Source organism: [Clostridium] scindens ATCC 35704, from assembly GCF_004295125.1.
Taxonomy (GTDB): domain Bacteria; phylum Bacillota; class Clostridia; order Lachnospirales; family Lachnospiraceae; genus Clostridium_AP; species Clostridium_AP scindens.
On sequence record NZ_CP036170.1, the window covers coordinates 927,533 to 947,309 of the forward strand.

At 47.0% G+C, this 19,777-nt stretch carries 15 protein-coding genes, 1 tRNA gene and 1 pseudogene; 5 read left to right on the plus strand and 12 right to left on the minus strand.

From position 1 onward, the window contains the following. Nucleotides 1-125: 125 nt before the first annotated feature. Entirely contained in the window at nucleotides 126-1,913 is a 1,788-nt protein-coding gene (locus HDCHBGLK_RS04795) for an aminopeptidase P family N-terminal domain-containing protein (RefSeq protein ID WP_004606582.1), read from the minus strand. Between the two features lie 130 nt (nucleotides 1,914-2,043). Between HDCHBGLK_RS04795 and HDCHBGLK_RS04800 the strand changes: the two are divergent. Then, nucleotides 2,044-2,205, plus strand: a pseudogene (locus HDCHBGLK_RS04800) (winged helix-turn-helix transcriptional regulator); the annotation flags it as partial. 131 nt (nucleotides 2,206-2,336) lie between these two features. On the opposite strand, the gene HDCHBGLK_RS04805 reads toward HDCHBGLK_RS04800, so the two are convergent. Further along, nucleotides 2,337-2,409: transfer RNA gene (locus tag HDCHBGLK_RS04805), tRNA-Lys, on the minus strand. Nucleotides 2,410-2,546: 137 nt separating this feature from the next. Between HDCHBGLK_RS04805 and HDCHBGLK_RS04810 the strand changes: the two genes are divergently transcribed. The 4 genes from HDCHBGLK_RS04810 to proC all read left to right on the plus strand — a co-directional run bounded on the left by HDCHBGLK_RS04810 (nucleotide 2,547) and on the right by proC (nucleotide 6,086). Further along, a complete protein-coding gene (locus HDCHBGLK_RS04810) occupies nucleotides 2,547-3,068 on the plus strand; it encodes a DUF6512 family protein (protein WP_009248352.1) in 522 nt (173 codons plus the stop codon). Between the two features lie 103 nt (nucleotides 3,069-3,171). After that, nucleotides 3,172-3,876, plus strand: a complete 705-nt coding sequence (locus HDCHBGLK_RS04815; RefSeq protein ID WP_004606585.1) for an L-2-amino-thiazoline-4-carboxylic acid hydrolase — start codon at nucleotides 3,172-3,174, stop codon at nucleotides 3,874-3,876. A 19-nt stretch (nucleotides 3,877-3,895) separates the two neighbouring features. Continuing rightward, nucleotides 3,896-5,167 (plus strand): amidohydrolase, encoded by a 1,272-nt coding sequence (locus tag HDCHBGLK_RS04820; RefSeq protein ID WP_004606586.1) that lies wholly within the window; start codon nucleotides 3,896-3,898, stop codon nucleotides 5,165-5,167. A 121-nt stretch (nucleotides 5,168-5,288) separates the two neighbouring features. Then, nucleotides 5,289-6,086 carry a pyrroline-5-carboxylate reductase gene (gene proC / locus HDCHBGLK_RS04825; RefSeq protein ID WP_004606587.1) on the plus strand — a complete coding sequence of 266 codons (798 nt, stop codon included), beginning with the start codon at nucleotides 5,289-5,291 and terminating at the stop codon, nucleotides 6,084-6,086. Nucleotides 6,087-6,245: 159 nt separating this feature from the next. Here proC and HDCHBGLK_RS04830 read toward each other — a convergent pair whose 3' ends face one another. The 10 genes from HDCHBGLK_RS04830 to HDCHBGLK_RS04875 form a co-directional block, all read right to left on the minus strand. Then, entirely contained in the window at nucleotides 6,246-6,788 is a 543-nt protein-coding gene (locus HDCHBGLK_RS04830) for a signal peptidase I (RefSeq protein ID WP_004606588.1), read from the minus strand. A gap of 5 nt (nucleotides 6,789-6,793) precedes the next feature. Next, nucleotides 6,794-7,792, minus strand: coding sequence for a MucBP domain-containing protein (locus HDCHBGLK_RS18765; protein WP_050755136.1), 999 nt, complete (start codon nucleotides 7,790-7,792; stop codon nucleotides 6,794-6,796). 2 nt (nucleotides 7,793-7,794) lie between these two features. Continuing rightward, the gene (locus tag HDCHBGLK_RS04840) at nucleotides 7,795-8,580 is read right to left on the minus strand and encodes a hypothetical protein (RefSeq protein ID WP_004606590.1); all 786 of its coding nucleotides are present in this window, start codon (nucleotides 8,578-8,580) and stop codon (nucleotides 7,795-7,797) included. 13 nt (nucleotides 8,581-8,593) lie between these two features. Beyond that, nucleotides 8,594-9,358 (minus strand): hypothetical protein, encoded by a 765-nt coding sequence (locus HDCHBGLK_RS04845; protein WP_004606591.1) that lies wholly within the window; start codon nucleotides 9,356-9,358, stop codon nucleotides 8,594-8,596. A gap of 3 nt (nucleotides 9,359-9,361) precedes the next feature. Then, nucleotides 9,362-9,880 carry a hypothetical protein gene (locus HDCHBGLK_RS04850; protein ID WP_004606592.1) on the minus strand — a complete coding sequence of 173 codons (519 nt, stop codon included), beginning with the start codon at nucleotides 9,878-9,880 and terminating at the stop codon, nucleotides 9,362-9,364. Between the two features lie 15 nt (nucleotides 9,881-9,895). Next, nucleotides 9,896-10,894: a DUF5979 domain-containing protein gene (locus HDCHBGLK_RS04855; protein ID WP_004606593.1), complete on the minus strand. Its 999-nt coding sequence runs from the start codon at nucleotides 10,892-10,894 to the stop codon at nucleotides 9,896-9,898. Further along, a complete protein-coding gene (locus HDCHBGLK_RS04860; RefSeq protein WP_004606594.1) occupies nucleotides 10,891-11,787 on the minus strand; it encodes a class C sortase in 897 nt (298 codons plus the stop codon). The genes HDCHBGLK_RS04855 and HDCHBGLK_RS04860 overlap by 4 nt, the downstream gene beginning before the upstream one ends. Then, nucleotides 11,777-12,625: a class C sortase gene (locus HDCHBGLK_RS04865; protein WP_004606595.1), complete on the minus strand. Its 849-nt coding sequence runs from the start codon at nucleotides 12,623-12,625 to the stop codon at nucleotides 11,777-11,779. The genes HDCHBGLK_RS04860 and HDCHBGLK_RS04865 overlap by 11 nt, the downstream gene beginning before the upstream one ends. 69 nt (nucleotides 12,626-12,694) lie before the next feature. Continuing rightward, on the minus strand, nucleotides 12,695-14,137 hold the full coding sequence (locus tag HDCHBGLK_RS04870) for a SpaA isopeptide-forming pilin-related protein (protein ID WP_004606596.1): 1,443 nt from the start codon (nucleotides 14,135-14,137) through the stop codon (nucleotides 12,695-12,697). Nucleotides 14,138-14,166: 29 nt separating this feature from the next. Continuing rightward, nucleotides 14,167-19,764 carry a DUF7604 domain-containing protein gene (locus tag HDCHBGLK_RS04875; protein WP_004606597.1) on the minus strand — a complete coding sequence of 1,866 codons (5,598 nt, stop codon included), beginning with the start codon at nucleotides 19,762-19,764 and terminating at the stop codon, nucleotides 14,167-14,169. Nucleotides 19,765-19,777: the final 13 nt, after the last annotated feature.

A 19,777-nucleotide genomic window follows, 5' to 3' on the forward strand; every position in this document is an offset into this window, starting at 1 on the left:
CGGATTTTTCATCCAGGAGATAGAACTGCCAACTTTTACAATAATGTACAACTGAGACGTATTTTCCTTCAACTATACTTTTTCCGTTTCGTTCAGGAAAAAAGAAGTTAACTCTCTTTGCCTTCCTATATCTCCCGGGTATATTTCCCCAGCCACTCCTTATCCTTGCTGTTCAGGTAAGGAGATACCTTTTTATATACTGCCTTATGATACTTGTTCAGCATCTTTCTCTCTTCTCTGGACATCAGGTCCGGGTTGATCGCGTCCAGATCTATCGGTACATAGGTAAGCGGTTCAAAATACATGAACTGTCCATATTTATTCTCCTCCCCCTCGCGTACCAGAAGTTCATTTTCAAGCCGGATACCATGCGACCCTTCAATATAGATGCCCGGCTCATCCGTTATGATCATGCCTTCCTCAAAGGGCTGCGTCTCGCCGGCCCGATACTGCCAGCGAAAGCCTGCCGGTCCTTCATGAATATTCAGAAGATATCCAACGCCATGTCCGGTTCCGTGATTGTAATCAAGCCCCCTGTCCCAGAATGGCTTGCGTGCGATCACGTCTAAGTTCATGCCGCTGCATCCCTTCCGGAATCTTACATTTGCCAGCTGTAGATTGCTGATCGCGACTATGGTAAAATGATCCTTCATAATCTGCGGGATCTTGCCAAGGGCATACGTCCTGGTAATGTCCGTAGAGCCTTCATAGAATCCTGCTCCCGTATCCGTCAGGAACAGATAGCCTTTCTTAAGTTCTACATCCGTATCCGGCGATGATGAATAATGTACGATTGCCGCATGCTCTCCAAAGGAACAGATGGGCTCGAAACTTGGCTGGATAAAATTCCCCATCTCTTTGCGGAACTCATCCAATTTTTCCGAGGCGCTCATTTCGGTAATCCTGCTCTTACCCACATTCTCTTTCAGCCATTTCATGAACCGGACATGAGCCACACTGTCCTTGATCTGTGCATGGCGAATATTTTCGATCTCCACCGGATTCTTGACCGCCTTGAACAAGATCTCCGGATTCCTTTCCTCAATCCTCACCACATCCTTAGGGATGCTCCGATACAGCGCATAGTTTAGCCTGTCCGGATCAATCATCAGCCGGTCTTCCGATGACAGGCCGCAGACGTCCATGTATATGGCATTGTAGGAATGCAGGACGACACCATCCTTAGCCAGCCGGTCCTTAATTTCCTCATCTATTTTCTTCTCATCAATATACAGATACATATAATCCATGCTGATAATGGCATAGGACAGAGCCAGGGGAAAGAATTCGATATCATTCCCCCTTATATTAAGCGTCCAGCAGATATCGTCCAGGGTTGTCAGCAGATGCATCGTGGCTCCTTGCTCCTCCATCACCGATCGGATGCGCTTAAGTTTGCTGGCCGTAGATTCCCCCGCATATTTTTCCTCCAGTATGAATACCGGCTCTTCTGAAATCCCCGGCCTGTCCTTCCATATCTTGTCAATCAAATCATATCGGAAGACCACTCTGCCCTTCTTTCTTCTGGCGATTGCTTCATATCGGCATCCTTCCCCCATCGATACCGTCCGCCCGTCAAATCCAATCGCTCCTCCCTCCGGAAGCGCTTCCTCCAGGTATTCTTCTATCGTCGGCGTATCCGGATGTCCCATCTTCATCAGTTCCACATGGCTGTCTGCAAGTTCCCCGGCTGCCTGGATAAAGTACCGCCCATCCGTCCAAAGCCTCGCCTCACGCCTGGTGATAACCGCAGTACCGGCAGAACCCGTAAAGCCCGTAATAAACTTTCTCGCTTTAAAGTATTCTCCTACATACTCGCTTTGATGGAAGTCAGAAGTCGGAACTACATATATGTCAATATCTTTTTCTTCCATGTGGCGCCGCAATTCCAAAATTCTCTCATCTACATTCATATTCGTCCATCCCTTGTTTAATAAGTCACTGCTATTATACGGTATCTAGTATAAACTTTCAACTATCTTATTATACTGTTGCGCTTATTTCTCTTCATCACGACTCTGTATTCTATATAAGTCAGTAGAAATGACGCTGCAGTTGATCGGAGACAAATGGAAGGTCCTGATCATCCAGGACCTGATGTCCGGAACCAAGAGATTCAATGAGTTAATGCGCTCCGTATGCTGCATCACGCAGAAAGTGCTGACCAGCCACTTAAGAGCCATGGAGCGGGATGGACTGGTTACTGGATTCCATGTGTGCCTGGGGAACAGATTATAAGAATACGCTGGAATAAAATAGTTTCAAAACATGTAGCTAGCACAAAAAAACCGCCGTCCCCGGAGTACTAAAATGCTCCAAAAACAGCGATTTTCAAATGCGCGATCAGGGGCTCGAACCCTGGACACCCTGATTAAGAGTCAGGTGCTCTGCCAACTGAGCTAATCGCGCTGGCTTGTTTTGCGTTGTTACTTTTTCTGTAACGCAAGATGTATTATATAATATACTTTTCTAAAATGCAAGTGTTTTTTTATATTTTTTTCATATTTTCTTTACTTCCTTCATATATTAGTGGGGGAGGTATTTATATGAATCACTTGTGGAAGTATATTGAAAAGAAAGACATGCCTTATATCATTGCGGTAGCCGTTCTGGGCGCGCTGAATCATTTCCTATATGAGTTGTCCGGCGGCGCGGCTATCTTTGCCTTGTTCTGCCCAGTTAACGAATCCACTTGGGAGCACCTGAAACTACTTTTCTTTCCCTTTCTCTTTGCGAGCATCTGGCAATATATAAATTCCAGCCCCAGATCTGGGATTATCAGCTTCTTTTATCACAGGCTCCTTGCCGTATTGTGCGGCATGGCTTCTGTTATTACGCTTTTCTATACTTATACCGGAGTAGTTGGGCGCCATTTTCTGATTATGGATATCCTGATCTTCTTATTTGGCATACTGTTCTCCTTTTATGTGGCATCTACATGTTCCAAGAAAAGACCTCGCAGGCCCTCCCAGACTATCGTATTCTCATCTTGGATCATCCTTTCCCTTTGCTTTTTCGCCTTTACCTGCTTTCCACCGAACATTCCTCTTTTCTTTCCCCCGCAATGAAATAATGGATCTATGTCAAAAGGCTGTCATACATCTTAATGCATTTTCCCTTTAATTATAGTATAATCATCTTATCACATTACAGGAAAGGAGCTTCAAAATTATGGCAAATGAACCCATTAACTGCAAGATTGAACATCATGCCATTCTATTTGCATATCTGGCCAAGCGCGCCATAGAAATCTGTGGAGAAGAAGGAAAAGAAGCCATACTTGCCGGCATGACTACATATGGAAATGAAAGAGGCCAGCGAATGGCAGCCAATGCGCTGGCCCATGGCGACGAACTTAGCACGATGACAAACCAGGCATATGGGGAATGGAAGCCGGATTACGATGGACAGATGGAATTCGGCCAGTTGCGTACAGAACCTACCTTGCAGACCTACATTTCCAAATGCGCCTGGTGCGACGCATGGAAAAAACACGGTCTAACAGAATTTGGTAAATTATATTGTGTCAATGTTGACAATGCAGTTTACCAAGGGTTTCGTTCAGACTTTGTATGCACTCCAACCACCACTGCCATGAGCTGGGGCGGGGAACGCTGCGAATTCGACTGGGGCCATCCGCTTTCTCCCGAGGAAGTATCTGCCCTGGCGGAAAAGAAAAAAGAACTGGGAACTTCCTGTATGAAAGATTTCAACTTCCATACAGCACATCTTAAATCCACCATCTGCCAGGTTTTGGTTCAGAGGTTGGGCGAAGATGGAGAAAAAGCGGGGGAACTTGCTCTAAAAGACTATACAGATACATTCGGCCAGGAATATCTGGATGTTCTGGAAGGCATTTTCCCGGAAACCGAATGATCAACCAAGGAGGCATACCATGAACACCTTAGAGAATAAGGGAAATATAATTGCGGCCTGGCTAAAGTCCCACGAGGCGGAACTTATCCAGACTGCCGATTATATCTTCCGCCACCCGGAGCTGGCTTACCAGGAGACGCTGTCTTCCAAATGCCTCGCTGATCTGTTAGAAAAGAACGGATTTAGGATTTCCTGCAAAACAGCCGGAATCAACACAGCCTTTACAGCAGAATGGGGAAGCGGAAAGCCCGTCATCGGCTTCCTGGCGGAATATGACGCTCTGGCAGAATTAGGCCATGCCTGCGGGCATAATCTTCTTGGAACCGGAGCCGCCGCGGCTGCATGCGCATTAAAGGCAGATATGCAGGCCAGCCATACAGCCGGGACTATCCGCGTATATGGATGTCCTGCGGAAGAGATTATGTCCGGAAAGATTATCATGAACAGCCAGGGCACATTCGATGACCTGGACGTTGCTGTCACCTGGCATCCTTTTGACAGCAACCGGGTTAGTAACGACATCTGGCAGTCCCAGGACATCAAGAACTATATCTTCCATGGAGTCAGCGCTCACGCTTCCAAATCCCCTGAAAATGGCAGAAGCGCCTTGGATGCGGCTGAACTTATGAATATTGGCGTCAACTATCTGCGGGAACACGTTGCAGATGATGTTCGCATGCACTATGCCTATATCGATAACGGCCTGCCCGCCAACGTGGTGCCGGATTTTGCAAAGACCAACTACTTTATCCGCTCCAGCAAGCGGGCACGCACGGAAGATGCCAGCAGACGCGTGGATGACTGTGCTCGGGGCGCCGCTATGATGACCGGCACCAGTGTGGAGATCGAGCTGGTTGGCAGCTGTAAGGAAATGAAAGTAAACCGGGTTCTTGCTGAACTTTACTATGATGCCATGACGAGAATCCCCACTCCGCAGTATACGCAGGAAGAACTGGATTTTGCGGCAGACATTACCCGGGAAGCCGGTCTCACCAGCCACGGCTTCTACTTCGCAGGGCTAGAGCCATTAGAAGACAAGCCAGTACCAATCTCTATTGGAACCGATGCTTCCGAAGTCAGCCACACGGTACCGCTGATCACCATCAGCGCCGCCACCATGTGCAAAGGCACGCCCCTTCACCACTGGGCTGCCGCCAAACAGGCCGGCATGAGCATCGGCCAAAAAGGAATGATTTATGCTGCCAGATGCATGGCAGAAGGCACAAAATTATTGCTTGAGAAACCAGAATACTTACACAAGGTGTGGGAATGTCATAAAATTGACACGTAACAATATTCACTTTTACACGTAACATTTTTCAATTTTGCTGCGTGCACTTTTCATTTTTACACGTAGCATTTTTCAATTTTGCTACGTGTCCCGTTAACCATTTAACAAAAGGAGGAAGAAAATGATCACCAAAAAAATCGGAATTATCGGATGTGGCAATATGGGAGGCGCCATTCTCTATGGAGCGCTGGAAAGCGGGGTTCTTCCAAAGGAAAGCGTCTATGTCTATGACATTAACCCTGCCATGATGGAAAAGGCCAAGGGATGGGGCGTAAACCTGGCAAAGGATGATGAGGAAGTATGCAGCAGCGCTGACATTGTGCTTCTGGCAGTAAAGCCGCAGAATGCCGCAGAGGCACTGGCGCAGTGCAAGAAGGCATTGGAGGGCAAGGCCATGATGTCTATCGTTGCTGGAGTTACTGTTGAACGTCTGCAGGACATGATCGACGGTGCTGCCAGAATCCTGCGTATCATGCCTAATACCCCTGCAATGGTATTCGAAGGAGCCTTTGCCCTCTGCTCTGACAATGATTTCAACGCAGACGAACTGGAGGCTGCAAAGGCAATCTATGAGTCCATTGGCATCGTAGAACTTGTGCCGGAACACTTAATCGATGCCGTATGCGGACTTAGCGGCGGAGGACCTGCCTATGCAGCCATGTTCATCGAGGCTATGGCTGACGGCGGCGTAAAGCAGGGGCTCCCCAGGGCTACAGCTTACCGCCTGGCGGCCCAGACCTGCCTTGGAACCGCCAAGATGATTCTGGAAAAAGGCATCCATCCAGGCGAACTGAAGGATATGGTTACTTCTCCTGGCGGCACGACGATCGAAGGCTGCGAAGCCTTGGAAAAGGGCGGTATGAGGGCAGCCGTTATCGAATGCATCAACGCTGGAGCCGAGAAGTCAAGGAAACTGTAGACTAAGAAACTTATGAGTTTACATATATAATTCAGGTCTCATTCTGCCAGTTAGATATCATAAGAAAAACATCATAAGAGAAATATCATAAAAGGAAGCGTTCCCTGGGCGGCGCCGAACCGCCCGCCCACAAACGCTTCCTTTTTGTTTACAGTCTAACTAATACTCATCATCCACCCGCAGCCGTCCTGCAATGATGTGAAATATCACCGCCACGCCAATCAGGCATGCGGCCGCTGCTTTTCCCGACGTGGTTGCCACAGTTGCCAGGATCCTTCCCAGAAATGGAACGGATAACGCTACCTTGCCCAGTAGTTCGTCATAATCGACAGGCATAGGATCCTTCTTTTCATTGGCATCGCCTTTTGTGATAAATTTACCGGATACAGTCTGGTTTTTCACCACCCGGTGGGTGACGATCGCACCGCTATCCGTGCCCCTGTAAAATGCAATGACATCCTCCTTCTTTACCTCTTTTGGAGGAATCTCTTTCGTATAGATCAGGCTTCCTGTGGGGATCGCCGGCTCCATGCTTCCACTGATGACCGTATATATATCATAGCCAAACAGCCTGGGGACTGTAATCGGGATGCATAGTACGATAACCAGGATCAAAAGTACCGTTCCTCCGATACTGAATATCTTCGCCAGAGTGTTTCTATGTTTTCCTGACGCTGCGCGTCTCTTTTTTCGTTTTCCCATTTCCCTTATGAATCTGCCTTATGCTTTTTCTTGAAATATACGTAGGTCCCTATCAAGGCTCCCAGAGCGATCACTGCAACCATGATTCCCAGAACGATCGGTACTGGGCTGGGATTCCTTACAGTATCAGAATCCGAAGCATCAATATTGGCCTTCGGCGTATCTTCGTCATCCAGATCAACCGTCCCCTGCGGTACCTCTTCATCCGTATTCTCTGCCGTCGGCGTTTCAACCGTGCCCGCAGCAGCCGCTGCACCGGCCCCTGCCGTCCCTGCGCCGCCTGCCGTTGTACCAGGCGTAGCCGGCGTTCCAGGCGTTCCAGGCGCGCCCGCATCCGTACCGCCTTCCGTTCCTTCGCCGCCTGCAGCAGGCTGTTGAACGATTGACTGCGTGTACGTAAATGTAAATACATTGTCCGCCTCATTTTTGCCAAGCGTCTTTGTCAGGTTATAGGCATCAGGGCGATATCCTTCAATATATTGATAGGCTATCACCGGCTTGTCGCCCACGGCCCCGTAATAGGTACGGCTGGGGGCAAGTTCATTCCCGCCGCCGTCCTGATAATTGACCGTATAAGATACCATATCGCCTTGGATGCCATAAGCAACCACATATTCTGCATCCTTCGTCACCGTAAATGCAGAGTCCGCAACCGTATTGTTGTCGCGGCCGCTTTCACGGACGCCCTTTATATAGTACTTATCGCCGTTTTTCAGATCAACCATTCCAGCAGTTGCATCCAGCACCACCACATCTCCGGCTCTCAGTCCGGTAATCCTGATGGCATCCCCGCCTGATATCTGGGCTGAGCCGCCGATTACGTGTACGCCGCCGGTTCCATTAAAGGTTCCCTGGTTCCCTGCGGATAGCGTTACCGTATAGGTATATTCCTTCTCATTTCCTCCTTCCGCCGCAAATGCAGTCTGAACGGTCATACACAGCAAAAGTGCCATTATCAGAAGGCCTTTTCGTAATCTCCCGCAAGATCTCATACTTACTCTCATACTTATTCGGCCTCCTTTCCATTCCCATATCCGCCATGTGCTTCTGATGTCTGCTCATCCTTCTGGTCTCTCATTCGCTTGAGTACAAGAAGCAGAATCATCAGTCCCAGCGCAAGCGCTGCCAGAGATATGTAAAGCATTACGCTAGACTCATCGCCAGTCTTCACGGTCTTCGCCTTCTTGCCCGGAGTACCCGTCGCAGGCGGCGCGCCTGCCGCTTTCTCAGCGGCGAATTTCATCTGCAATTTTGCCAATGTATTCTGGTAATCATTTCCGTGCGTCTCTCCCTCCAGAGATACTTTCAGGACAATCTTTGCTGATTTCCCACCTGATATCCGCTCCAGATAGAAGAACTCCTCCAATGAACTCGTTGCCTGATGAAGGCCTTTCCCGCCTTTGCTGTCGCCCTCGCCTCCGATGGAATCGCTGCTGTAAAGTAATGTAGATTCACCTCTCGGATTTACATAGTTAAGGATGTAGGAGTAAGCTCCGCCATTCGCGCTATTGTCGCTGTCTTCCAGGCTTTGCAGCACCTCGTTGGCCATGTACCAGTCTGTATCCGCGTTATAAGTATTCTCCAAAGTCAGAGTAATCTCTATGGAATCTCCTGGCTGCAGTTTATATACCGCCTCATCAATATCAGAACTTTTGAACGTGCTGTCCATCTTGTCTCCGTCAAAACTTACTTTCCATCCATCCTTGCCTTTAAAATTCTCTGCGGATACGCTCATAGGGATGGCAGCAAGCATGACCAGCATCAGAACAAAACGAATGATTTTCTTTCTCATGTCTCTCTCCTCCCTACTGCAGGCTTATAGTCCCGTCAGAAGCCACATTTACGTCAATGCCCCATGCGCTTTTGATAGCATCCTTCGCATTATGCGTCTGAACCGCGTCCACTTCTGCTTCCAGATTGAAATTCACGCCGTCATAGTTAAATGTAGTGGTAATCACCGTGTGACCGTCTTCAATCCGGGTTTCCTCGGTTACTTTATTTGCCACTGCATCGTCAATCCGGATGCTGTCTGCAAATATGGGCGCCATCTCTCCACTCTTTAACACCCTTGGATAATAAAGCATGATGCGTTCTTCCGTGGAATTGTTCTCATCTTTTATCCATCCGTTTCCCGTCAGCCCAAGATCAATTAATTTCGGCGACAGGGATGTTACCTTGTTTCCATCTTTATCCGTCCAACTCTTCACGATGCTTACCCGAACATACTCATCGATTGCACCGCTGTTCTTTACAGTTAGTTTCTCTTCATACTTCTTCCCAAGGGCAACCTTTTCATCTTTCCCAAGCATATCCTTAAGAAGTTCTCCTTGGCTTTCCTTCCACGCATCCCCGCTTCCGGCATAATCCCTGGAACTAATGTTCTTGCCGTTCTCCACCAGCGTTACGCCGATGTGGGATACTTCCAGCTGGGCCGTATAATTTTCGCTGAAATAGGAAAGCGCTGCCCTTGTGCTCCCCAGCGCGCTGGCTGCCAGCAGTATGATTGCCAGCGCCAATAACGCCATCGTCGTCTTATGGTTACTGCGGGAGGTCCTCTTCTTATTGTTCATTCATTATTCCCCCTCTCCGCCAATATCCGTTGTCGTATCGATAATCTTGCTCCAGTCTGCATAAGGGGTGCCATCTTCTTTATAAAGCACCTGCGTGCACTCCTGGATTACTACGACGTTAAAACTATCCTTCAGGTCTTCCGGTATTGTAATCTCTGCCAGAAGTTCCTTTGTCATCTCTCCTGCCGGAAGAACGTCGTTATAGTACCAATAGCCGTCGCCGTCTCTTTCTTCCCATGCTCCGGCCTCTCCGGAGAACTGAACCGTAAACTGGCTACCGCAGAATACCTTTACACGCACAAAGCATTCATTTTCTCCCGTATTCTGTATCTGAATATGCTTGGTCCAGTTGTCAAATTCCTCCACAATCTCCGTCTTCGACCCGATGGATATGGGATGGGATCCGCTAGCCGTCGCATAAGTTGTAAAATATGCGATGGCACTGTGTATCGTCATGCTTCCGGCCAAAGCAACTGCTACGACGGTCAGCCAGACGGTTTTCTTTTTTAAGAATCTTCTCATTGCTTCCAGCCTCCCTTACTTCTGCGACCAATTCCAGTCATCGCCTTCTTCCTGTGGCGGTTCAAAATGATTCACCACTCCTGTGCCTGGAATCAGCCTATCGTCATATTTATTATTAAATGATACGGTTGCTGCCACTGCCTGACCTGCATCCACCAACTGCTGGGCTACGATAGTCGCTTTCTGGACTACCTCCCCTTCCGGCGTATAGCTCGCCCCGCTGTATACCTCTGTAACCGTAACTTGTGCGCCTACCGGAATCCGGTCAACAACTACGGATTGTGTTCCCGCCCCATTGAACCGGATACGTTCCACCGTGCTTCGCACCGCCTCTCCATTCTTGTCTGCCTCCACCTGGAACACAAAATCAACGCTACCCAGAGACTCATTATAACTGCTTAAGGTCTTTTCAATGATCAGGCTTCCATACTGCTCTTCACGCTCTGCTTTCAGCCCGATAACCGGGTCATAGAGCCATTCGTCAGTGCCTCCCTGGGCATACAAGTTGCCGGGCAGCGCCGTCAGATACGGCGTAAATGTATACTTATAAGAATAGTCCTGGTTAAACGTTTCCCCGGGCACCACCAGATACATTCCAGTTGCAAGATTTCCGGCGCTCCCTGTCCCGCCAGCAACGAATATCTCTTCCGTCTTTTGCGTTTCATCGGTAATCTTCCCATATGCCGCCTCTGCCATGTCAAGCCACTTTTGCGCAGTCGTGGAAGCGCTGATGCCATCAAGCCCCAGGCCCTGGAATCCTTCCAGTTCCGTATATCTTCCGGATGCATCCACATCAGCCACCTTATAGAGCGCTACCGGAATCGTCATCTGCCCAAGGTCTTCTTTGAAATCCCCTGTGGTAGACTCTGTATCCACCTTTACTGTCAGGCTGCACAGTCTGCCCGTATCAATCCTGTCCGCTGCCTGTGTATTCACCAAGGTCAATACCGGAAGGGCCAATGCACAGATGAGCGCGACTGCGCTTCCCTTTTTCATAATCTTTCCTAGTTTCACTTCTTACCCTCCTCCGAATCTTTTCTAGCCTGCTTTCTATGAGGCTTGAACAGATGTTTCATTAGTATGATCATGATCGCAGTCACTGCCAAGCCAAGTAACAAGAATAACATATAGTAATTCTGAATCGCCTGCACCATGGAGTCTGTCAGGCTGCTTTCCAGTTCTTCCCCATCGTAAGGAATCCTGTGGCCTCTCACTAGAAGCCGGTGCGTGTTCACGCCGTACGGCGTGCAGGTAAATAAAGTTACATAATCCTGGCCCTCTTCAATCTGAAGGGCTTGCTCCAGCGCCTCGTGGTCATCCTTATCAACCATTGAAAGAATCTGGTCTACTTCATATGCAAAATTCTTATCCAGAATATGAAGATAGAATCTGTCTCCCTTCTTCATCTGGTCGATATCTGTAAATAGTTTTGCCGATGGAAGCCCTCTGTGAGCAGAGAGGACGCTATGCGTACTCTTGCCGCCCATCGGAAGTTTTGTTCCGTTCAGGTGTCCGACGCCTGTCTGTAATACCTCGTCGGAGGTTCCATGGTAAATAGAAAGCTCTACATTAATCTTGGGAATCGTCAGATATCCCATAATTCCATTACCGCCTACATTCAAAACTTTCCAGTATTCTGTGTCTTTGATGTCATTCAGATCGGACTGCGTGCTGAAGACATCGCCAAAGATATTATTAAGGTCGAACGAATTGTTAAAATTCTCGGCGGCCTTCCACGCCTTATCAAAATCTTCCGGCGTCATATTGCTGACCGCTTTATCATAGTTTGAGATCAGCTGTTGCTGCCTGTAAGTATTCCATTGATTAGAGACAGTCGGATATATGAGAACTGCGAATCCGATTAGGAACAATAATCCAAATATAAATGTCGTTATCTTACGCTTCATGCTTCTTTTTACGCTCCCTCACATACATTCCTCCTATCAATGCTGCCGTAAGCAGCAATCCTATAACTACCCAGAGAATGTAATTCGTTTCCAGGCTGATAGAAGAATCTTTCTCACTACTATAAGCCTCTTTATACGGGACCCTGTGACCTCTTACCAAAAGCCTCTCTGTGTTGACTCCATACGGCGTGCAGGTCAAAAGCGTCATCAGGTCCTTGCCTTTTTCTACATTCAGATCCGACGTATCCTCCGGCTTCACGATACTGATCCTGTCAACTTCATAACAGAGGATGTCATCCAGAACATGAATCATAAAGTGATCGCCCTTCTTCATCTTATCCAGATCTGTAAATAGTATTGCGCTGGGAAGGCCTCTATGTGCGGAGATCACGCTGTGGGTGCTCTTCCCACCTACCGGAAGAGAACTTCCTTCCAGATGCCCCGCCGCATTCTTAAGCACCTCCTCGGTAGTATAATGGTAGATTGGCAGTTCCACATCAATCTTTGGAATCTCCACCATCCCCATTATGCCATCGCCTGTAATATTCAGACACGACTCATAGAATCTATCCTTTTCTTCCTTTGCGTCAGCAATGGCAAAAGAATCGGGCAGAATCATTGGAACCAGCGCGCTGTTATAATCCCGCGCGTTCTTCCACTCTTTTTCATAATCAATCTTTCCGGCTTTCTTAAGTTCTTCCACTTTGGCGTCATAATTGCTGATAAGTTTTGACTGCCTGTATGTATTCCATTTGTTCGCTATAGTTGGATACAGCAGCAAGGACAGCCCTATGATAAAAACAGCCACGATTATAATGTTAGAATATTTCTTCTTCATATGAGTTCTCCTTGATGCTGTATATATAAAATGCAGGGCGGACGCTTCTCCGCCCTGCAGCCAAATAAACTATTTGTTTTCTTTGCGGCGTGATGCAAAGAACAGTGCTGCTGCGATAATCATGATCAGGCAGCCGCCAATTGTGAAGATTGTCGTACCGATACCACCAGTTCCCGGCAAGGCGTTAAGTTTCGTATCCGCCATGGAAGCTGTTGCCTCTACAATTGCTGTAGCCGGTTTTCCATCTTTTAACTCTAATTTAGCATCAGAATCCGTCGTATTTACACTGTATCCATCCGGAGCCTTTGTCTCTTTGAAGTAGTAGGTTCCTAAATCCAGGCCCTGAACTTTAACGGTTCCATCCTCGCCTGTAACAATGACCGTTGCTGCATCTTCCGTTCCCCAGCCTGACAGTTTGTTATCCTTGTCAAACTGCGCGAATAGAATTTCTTCTTTCCCCGCATCATTCTTTACTTTCTTATATACTTTGAACTGTGCATCTTTAAGTTTTTTCCCACCGTCTCCGGTCTTGGTTAATATAATCTGGCCTGTATAAACATCCTCATGATCGGATCCATACTTATCGTTCGGATTATTTTTGTCATTACCTACTTGAATATCGTTTCCAACTTTCGTATCTGTCACTGTAACATCATAAGAGATTACGATGCTCTGATTTGCATAGTCATTATTCTGAACTAAATCTGATAAATCTAATACAAATGAAGACGTGTCATCAGCATTTTCTGTTACATCGGCAGAGTAAGATACCGGCTCTCTTGTTCCAACCTTTACATCCACTGGTAATTTTCCATTAACTACATTATAAGTCGCGCCGCTCAATGTATCCGCGAATACATAGGTCTTGTTCGTATCTGTCTCAGGAATATAAGGTATCGTTGATTTTGCAGTATATGTAACAGTCTTATTGATCTCTGTCACTTTCTCTATATCTTCTGCAGTCTTATCAACCTTATTTGGCGCTTTTTTGGCATTGATCTGTGTTGTGTCTTCCTTGCCAAATCCTACATAAACTGCCATTGGACTATATACGTAACCTTCTTCTGTTGCCCTGATCGCATAAACGCCGGCGGAAGTAACTGCACTGCCATTTACGAAAGGCGTAAACATATCGTTGCTAAGCCCTTTTAATGCTGCCGCAATCTTATCTGCGTCCGCAGAGATTATGTTATCCTTGATGGAATCATCAATTACAGCGTCTGCGTCAACATACTTTATCAGACCGGCAATAATTCTCTGATCATCATCTCCATTTTCCGCGCCGCCAAATGCAGTTCTATATGCCGCTGCCGCGCCATCCGTAAATTTCCATCCTGTTACCGCCGTATTGTCCGTCTCAATTACCTGCGCAATCGTTAACGTAGCATTGTCTGCGTTTTGAACAGTAACCTTACTGTTCGCATTGCCCGGTGCCGCGAAGGTAGTGATCCCCATTCCCAGCACCATAGCGAATATTAAAAACATTGCTAGAGCCTTTTTGATCTTACTCATAATCTTTTCTCCCTTTCTCCATTGGATTTTTAATTTCGAAGCACAGCCTCGTTTTTCTTGTTTTTATATAGAGCCAGCATGCCTGCTAATATCATCAGCAGCGTGCCGCCAGCAGTATACCAGAATATTCCCGGGCCGCCGGCCTTCGGAAGGGCGTATACCGGATCATTCTCAAACTGGAAGAATATGGTTGTCGTTCCTTCTTCCCTGTTGCCTTCTATTACTTTGCCATCAGACGTAATGGTCTTTAATGCGCCATTCTTTGTAACTTCTACCATCCAGATGTCCGTGCTTACGGCATAGCCGTCAGGCGCTTTCATCTCCGATAATTGATACGTATCTGCAGCAATCTTGCCTGCCAATGCCTGCGTGCAGTCCTCATTGGCGTACCACTTCACAATGCCATTTTCATCAGACTTGCCATAGTAAGCCGTGCTGCCAGTAGTCGATTGCAGCTTAAACTGTGCGTTGGCCAAAACCAGTTTTGGATCGCTGGAACTTACCTTCTTTATATTCCAGTCTCTTATTACCTTCTCGTTTGTATAGATTGCCTGCCCTAAAATGCCACTCTCATAGTCGGCTTCAGCAATCACATCTTTCCCTGCTTTGTTCAGGCCCATCGTAAACGTTGCGGTTTCCTCTGACTCATTCCTGCTACTCTTGCAGTTTGTTCCCTCGCCTATCGAGAATTCCTTTACCGCATACCCATCAGAAAGCGTCTCGGTAACCAGATATTCACCACGCGCAAGGTCGCTTAGATCCTCTCCTGTATAAGTGGCTTGCGTGGCATTCGCAGGCACGGTCAAAGTAACTGTCTTATATATCAATCCATCCTTTTTTATCGTAAATATAAATGTCTGGTCTTTATCGGATGTTTCAGTCAGCTTCTTTGTTATCTGCAATTCTCCGGCAATTACATTTACCACATATTCGCCCTGTGCAATCAGCCGATCCGGATCCGGATTGAGTTCTGTTCCACCGGTCTGCGTTGGCGGAAGGACTCCTTCAAGTTCTGGCATCGCTTCTCGCTCGCTCGTAGCATATGGTATAAACTGAACGTTCAGTTCATAGACTTCTACTCTATCTCCTGCTGTATCAACTACATGTTCCGCCATATTGCCGCCAGGATTCTCGGACAGTTTATAGGTATGTACAAAGTATCCAACCGCTTCATCTGTATTTGGATAAACATATTCGACAGACTGATCCTCGCCTAAAGTAATGGTTCCTTTTTCTTGCAGTTCTGCTTTTTGAGACTCTGTCAGTTCCGGATAACTTGGCTTTCCCGTATCTGTAACGGTCTTTTGATCAAGTTCTAGAATCTTGAGCGTATCTGCCAGTTCGTCAGCAAATCCTTCTGGTTTAATGGAGTCTCCTTTATATACTGTAATCTCCTTATCTTCCATATCCAAGGAAAGAAGTCGTACATTGACGGATGGCTGCGGGAACAATTTTGTCGAATCCTCGCTTATATAGATTCCGGATGCTGCACCATTCGTAGGTACCATATTGCCGCCAATAAAGTCATCCTTTGCCTTCACCTGAAAACTAGCGCTCCATGGCTGATTGTCAGGATCTGTTGACTCCGCATTTCCGATCACGGCTGCATCCTTTGTCCAGGTGATGGTAGTCATGCCATCTTGATTCACTTCCACCGTCACGCCGTCCATTGCTTCCAGTTTCTTCTTGGACTCCTCCGTCAATTCGAAGCGCGCATCGATCACGTCAACGATCTTTTCCGGATTGATCTTATATAAATCTCCAATCTGGCCGGCAATATCTTCAAATATCTTCGTCAGGCCATCGGTGTTATCCGTCGTATAAGCGTAGGTTCTGTCACCCTCAGGGCTCGATGCCAGGTAATTCTTAAGAAAGTCCGCAGCCTTCGTCTCGGTCTTGTGGCTTCCGTGATTATTAGTACTATCCTGGCTATGACCTTCTTCCCACTTAAAACTGCCGCTTAATTTGTATCCAATCGTATATAATTTGGCATATTCCTTGATTTCCTTAGCCTCATTGTTGGCATGATTCGCCACCATGCAGTTGAAACTATTGTTGCTGGAATTATATCCTGGCATTCCATCCGTAAAAAGGAGTGCATACTTGCTGGAATTCGGACGTCCGCTTAATATAGAATTGGCTTCTTCTAACGCGTCGCCCATAGGTGTTCCGCCAGACGCGTTCTTGTTGCTGATGAAGCGATTGATGGCGTCCACGTTATCACTTGTATCCAGCGTATAAAATCCACTGTCCGTAATCGTCGAAGATGATCCCTCTGATCCCTGATACCATATCACGGCAATCTCGCTGATGGGAGATTTCTCTTTCGTCGTGTTCACAAAGGCTTTTGCTGCATCCTGTATGTCCTTCAGTTTCTTGCCATTCTCCTGCATAGAGGCACTTGCGTCCAGCACGAGCACGATGCTCGCCGCCTGCGCTGCGATTCCCTCATCCCTGCCTTTAGTAGATGCGGACAGTTCAATCTGGAAGACTCGATCCGCTTCATTAACCACGCTGGCGGTTTTATCGCTCTCCAAATTCTTGACTGCTTCTTCCTTCTCCGTGTAGTTGACGATTTTTTGCCCTTCCGTCAGAGTTGTTCCATCAGACTGGTATAGGGCTGCCGCAATACTGCCGTCTTTGCCCCTTTCAACTTTTACCTTCCATTCTGCCGTTTCTCTGACATACCCCTTTGCTGCTGCCGTTTCCGTCAAAGTATACTCGCCAACCCGCAGATTCTTAAAGGTAACTTTTCCGTCGCTTTCCGAAACCGCTACATAAGTTATGGAAGGATCCTTATCATTCTTTAGCAGGAATTTTGCGCCAGCTACCGGGTTGTCTTTTGAATTCACTTTATCAAAACTAAAATCACAGAATGCCTTTTCCACCTGTACGACCGGCATTGCATATGCTGCCGTCTGCTGCAAGGATTCCTTATTTTCCTTATATTTAACCGTTGCAGTACTGTTTGAGTAGAATCCTTCTTTGCCGGAACTGGTGTAATTTCCATCGGCATCCGTACCCTCATCTCCAATATGTGGATATTCTCCATGTTCTATAAAGTAATTCGTTGCAGCATCGGTCGGCTCCACATCAAAACTGATGCTGTATGTCGCCCCTTCTTCCAATGCCTCTCCATGTAGAAGGCTGACGGATATCTTCTTTGTCAAGGAATTATAGTTCAGAGTGTAATCACTCTGGCTAAGCGTTGTCGTCCCTCCATCAGCCGTGGTCTTCTTTACCGTTATTACCGGTTTCCTTTCCTGGTCAAAATCATGAAACTGAACGTATTCGCTCAGAGTATCCTCAATAACCACGTTCTGATACGCCGGTGCGACAATTTGATTGATAATCTCCTGAAGCGCGCTTGCCATATTCGTTCCATCTTTGGCGTGGGCATTAATGTTCTTGGCTGTAAGTTTATTTGCAAACTCAGTCATTCTTGTGCTGGTCTGACTTGTCAGATATACCGAATAGATCTCGGCATCCTTTAAATAGTCAGAACCTGCAACTTCATCCACGGCATTCGTAAGATTAGCGCTGCTATAACTCTGGCCGCCCCCTGTCTCATATTCCTCGTATGGATAATAGGAACGTTTCTCATATCGATACGTAGGCTCGCCATCGGACAAGAACACTACGACTTTCTTATTCTGACTTTCAGCTCTTGGCTTCAACTTCTTATCCGCATTGCGCATTGCCAACTGCCAGTTGGTTCCTCCCTTTGTTCCCAGGCCTTCTATTTTCCGATTAAATCCACTCTTCCCATTATAGTCAACCCAGTCAGTACTAATATCGTTCCCTGTATAATCATCACTGCTAAAACTGATCGCTGCCACCCGGTTAACAGAATCCGAATCCGGCAATATCGTATCGACAAGAGTCGGAACCGTTTTCTTAAGTGTCGGCATCAGGTTGAAATAATTAGAGTCCGTCCGGCCGTTATCATTTAAGCCCATGCTTCCAGACTTATCAATTACAAGCAGTACATCTACGCCAGCCTTTTTTCCTCTCTTCCCGGTAACATCCAGTGTCAGCGTATAATCCTTATCTTTCTCATTATATTTGATACGCTTATTGTGCTCCGGCGCTCCCAAACTGTTATCGCTAGTTCTCACAGAGCCGTTGGCATAATCTGTAAGTAATGGCTCATATTCCTGCCATGCAAGTGTAAACGTAGAAAAACTATCTGTAACAAATTCTGCCTTTTTCACCTTGCCGTTGTCTGTTGTTTCCACAGATGCTTTTGATCCATCATCCGCAACCATGTCGACAACCTTCTTTACCTGGCCCTTCTCATTTTCTTCCAGATGCATCACCGTTACGCCCAGGTCTTTCTCTGTTACTTCCACCTCTTTTGGAATTACATCTTTCTTGTATTCCATCGTGACTTTCACATTGCCGTCTGGCTCGACTTCTTTTCCATCTTCATCAACAAAACTGATATCATAAGCCAGGAATCCTGCAATGCTGTAATTTTCGTTCTTCGCCTTGTCCTTCAGTTTATCTTCTACTTCTTTATACTGATCTTTGGTTTTCTTATCATCAGGAAGGACGGGAATGACCTTAAGTTTTGAATCCGCAGGTATGATGCCTTCTTTATTCGCGCTAACCGTTACCGATACATTCGCATCCTCATACTGTAATGTTCTTGATTCCTCTATGGAAGCCGCCGTACCTGATATATCCGATTTGCCTTCTGTCTCTTCTTCCTTAGTCTCTCCTTCTGTAGAAGCGCCGCCATTCATCGTTCCATCCTCCGGCTTTGGCTCTTTAAGATAGCATCCATAGATTGTGGAACGTCTGCCTTCCATCTGGATCTTATCTGCCGAGCCATCATCTCTCAAAGCGATCTCGGCCAGATCATAATCGTCGATGTGCTCTGTGCTCTGTCCGGCGTTCTGCAATTCTGCGATCTTATCTGCCTTCTGTGTAATCTCTATGATTTCTGCCTGTTGATTTCCTGCGATAGAATTCGCTTCATTATAATAGAAGGTTCTTGCTTTCTTTACATCTGCAATCTGGTAATCTTTTGGCTCAAATGTGATCTTGACTTCACGACCCGGCTCTGTTGGTACGCCATTTATTTTGAAGATAATATGATAGAAGAAATATTTTCCCAGCATCTGCCCCTCGTCTATGGTCGTTTCCATCAATGCCTTTACTTCTTCAGAAATATTGGGTTCCACCGCTGCAACTTCCATTGAAACTTCGGAGGTGTCTGCTTCGAATGTCCCATCTTGAACATTCGCAGTTACGGTGCAGATAACTTTGCCGTTCTCATCTTTCACTTCCTGCTTCAGTTCCAGTGCATCCTGATATACTGCTGTTCCATTATCTATGTTTTCTGTCGATGCAGCTGGCTGGCTTTCGCCTGCCTGTGTATCCGGCTCTATCTCCTGTACGGTCGCCCCGTTCATATCGCCGTTGCTCTCTGAATTGCTGTTGTCCGCGGCTTCTGGCTCTTCGCTTCCTTGCTGTTCCATTGCGGGTCCTGCTGCCGCCCCTTCCGTCGTATTTCCTTCGTCTATCTGACTCGCAGCAATTGGGCTACGTCCGTTAAACGCCACTCCTATAAGCAATACCACTACCACGAAAAACGCGAGCCATCTTTTTAACATTTTCATAACGCGTATTCCT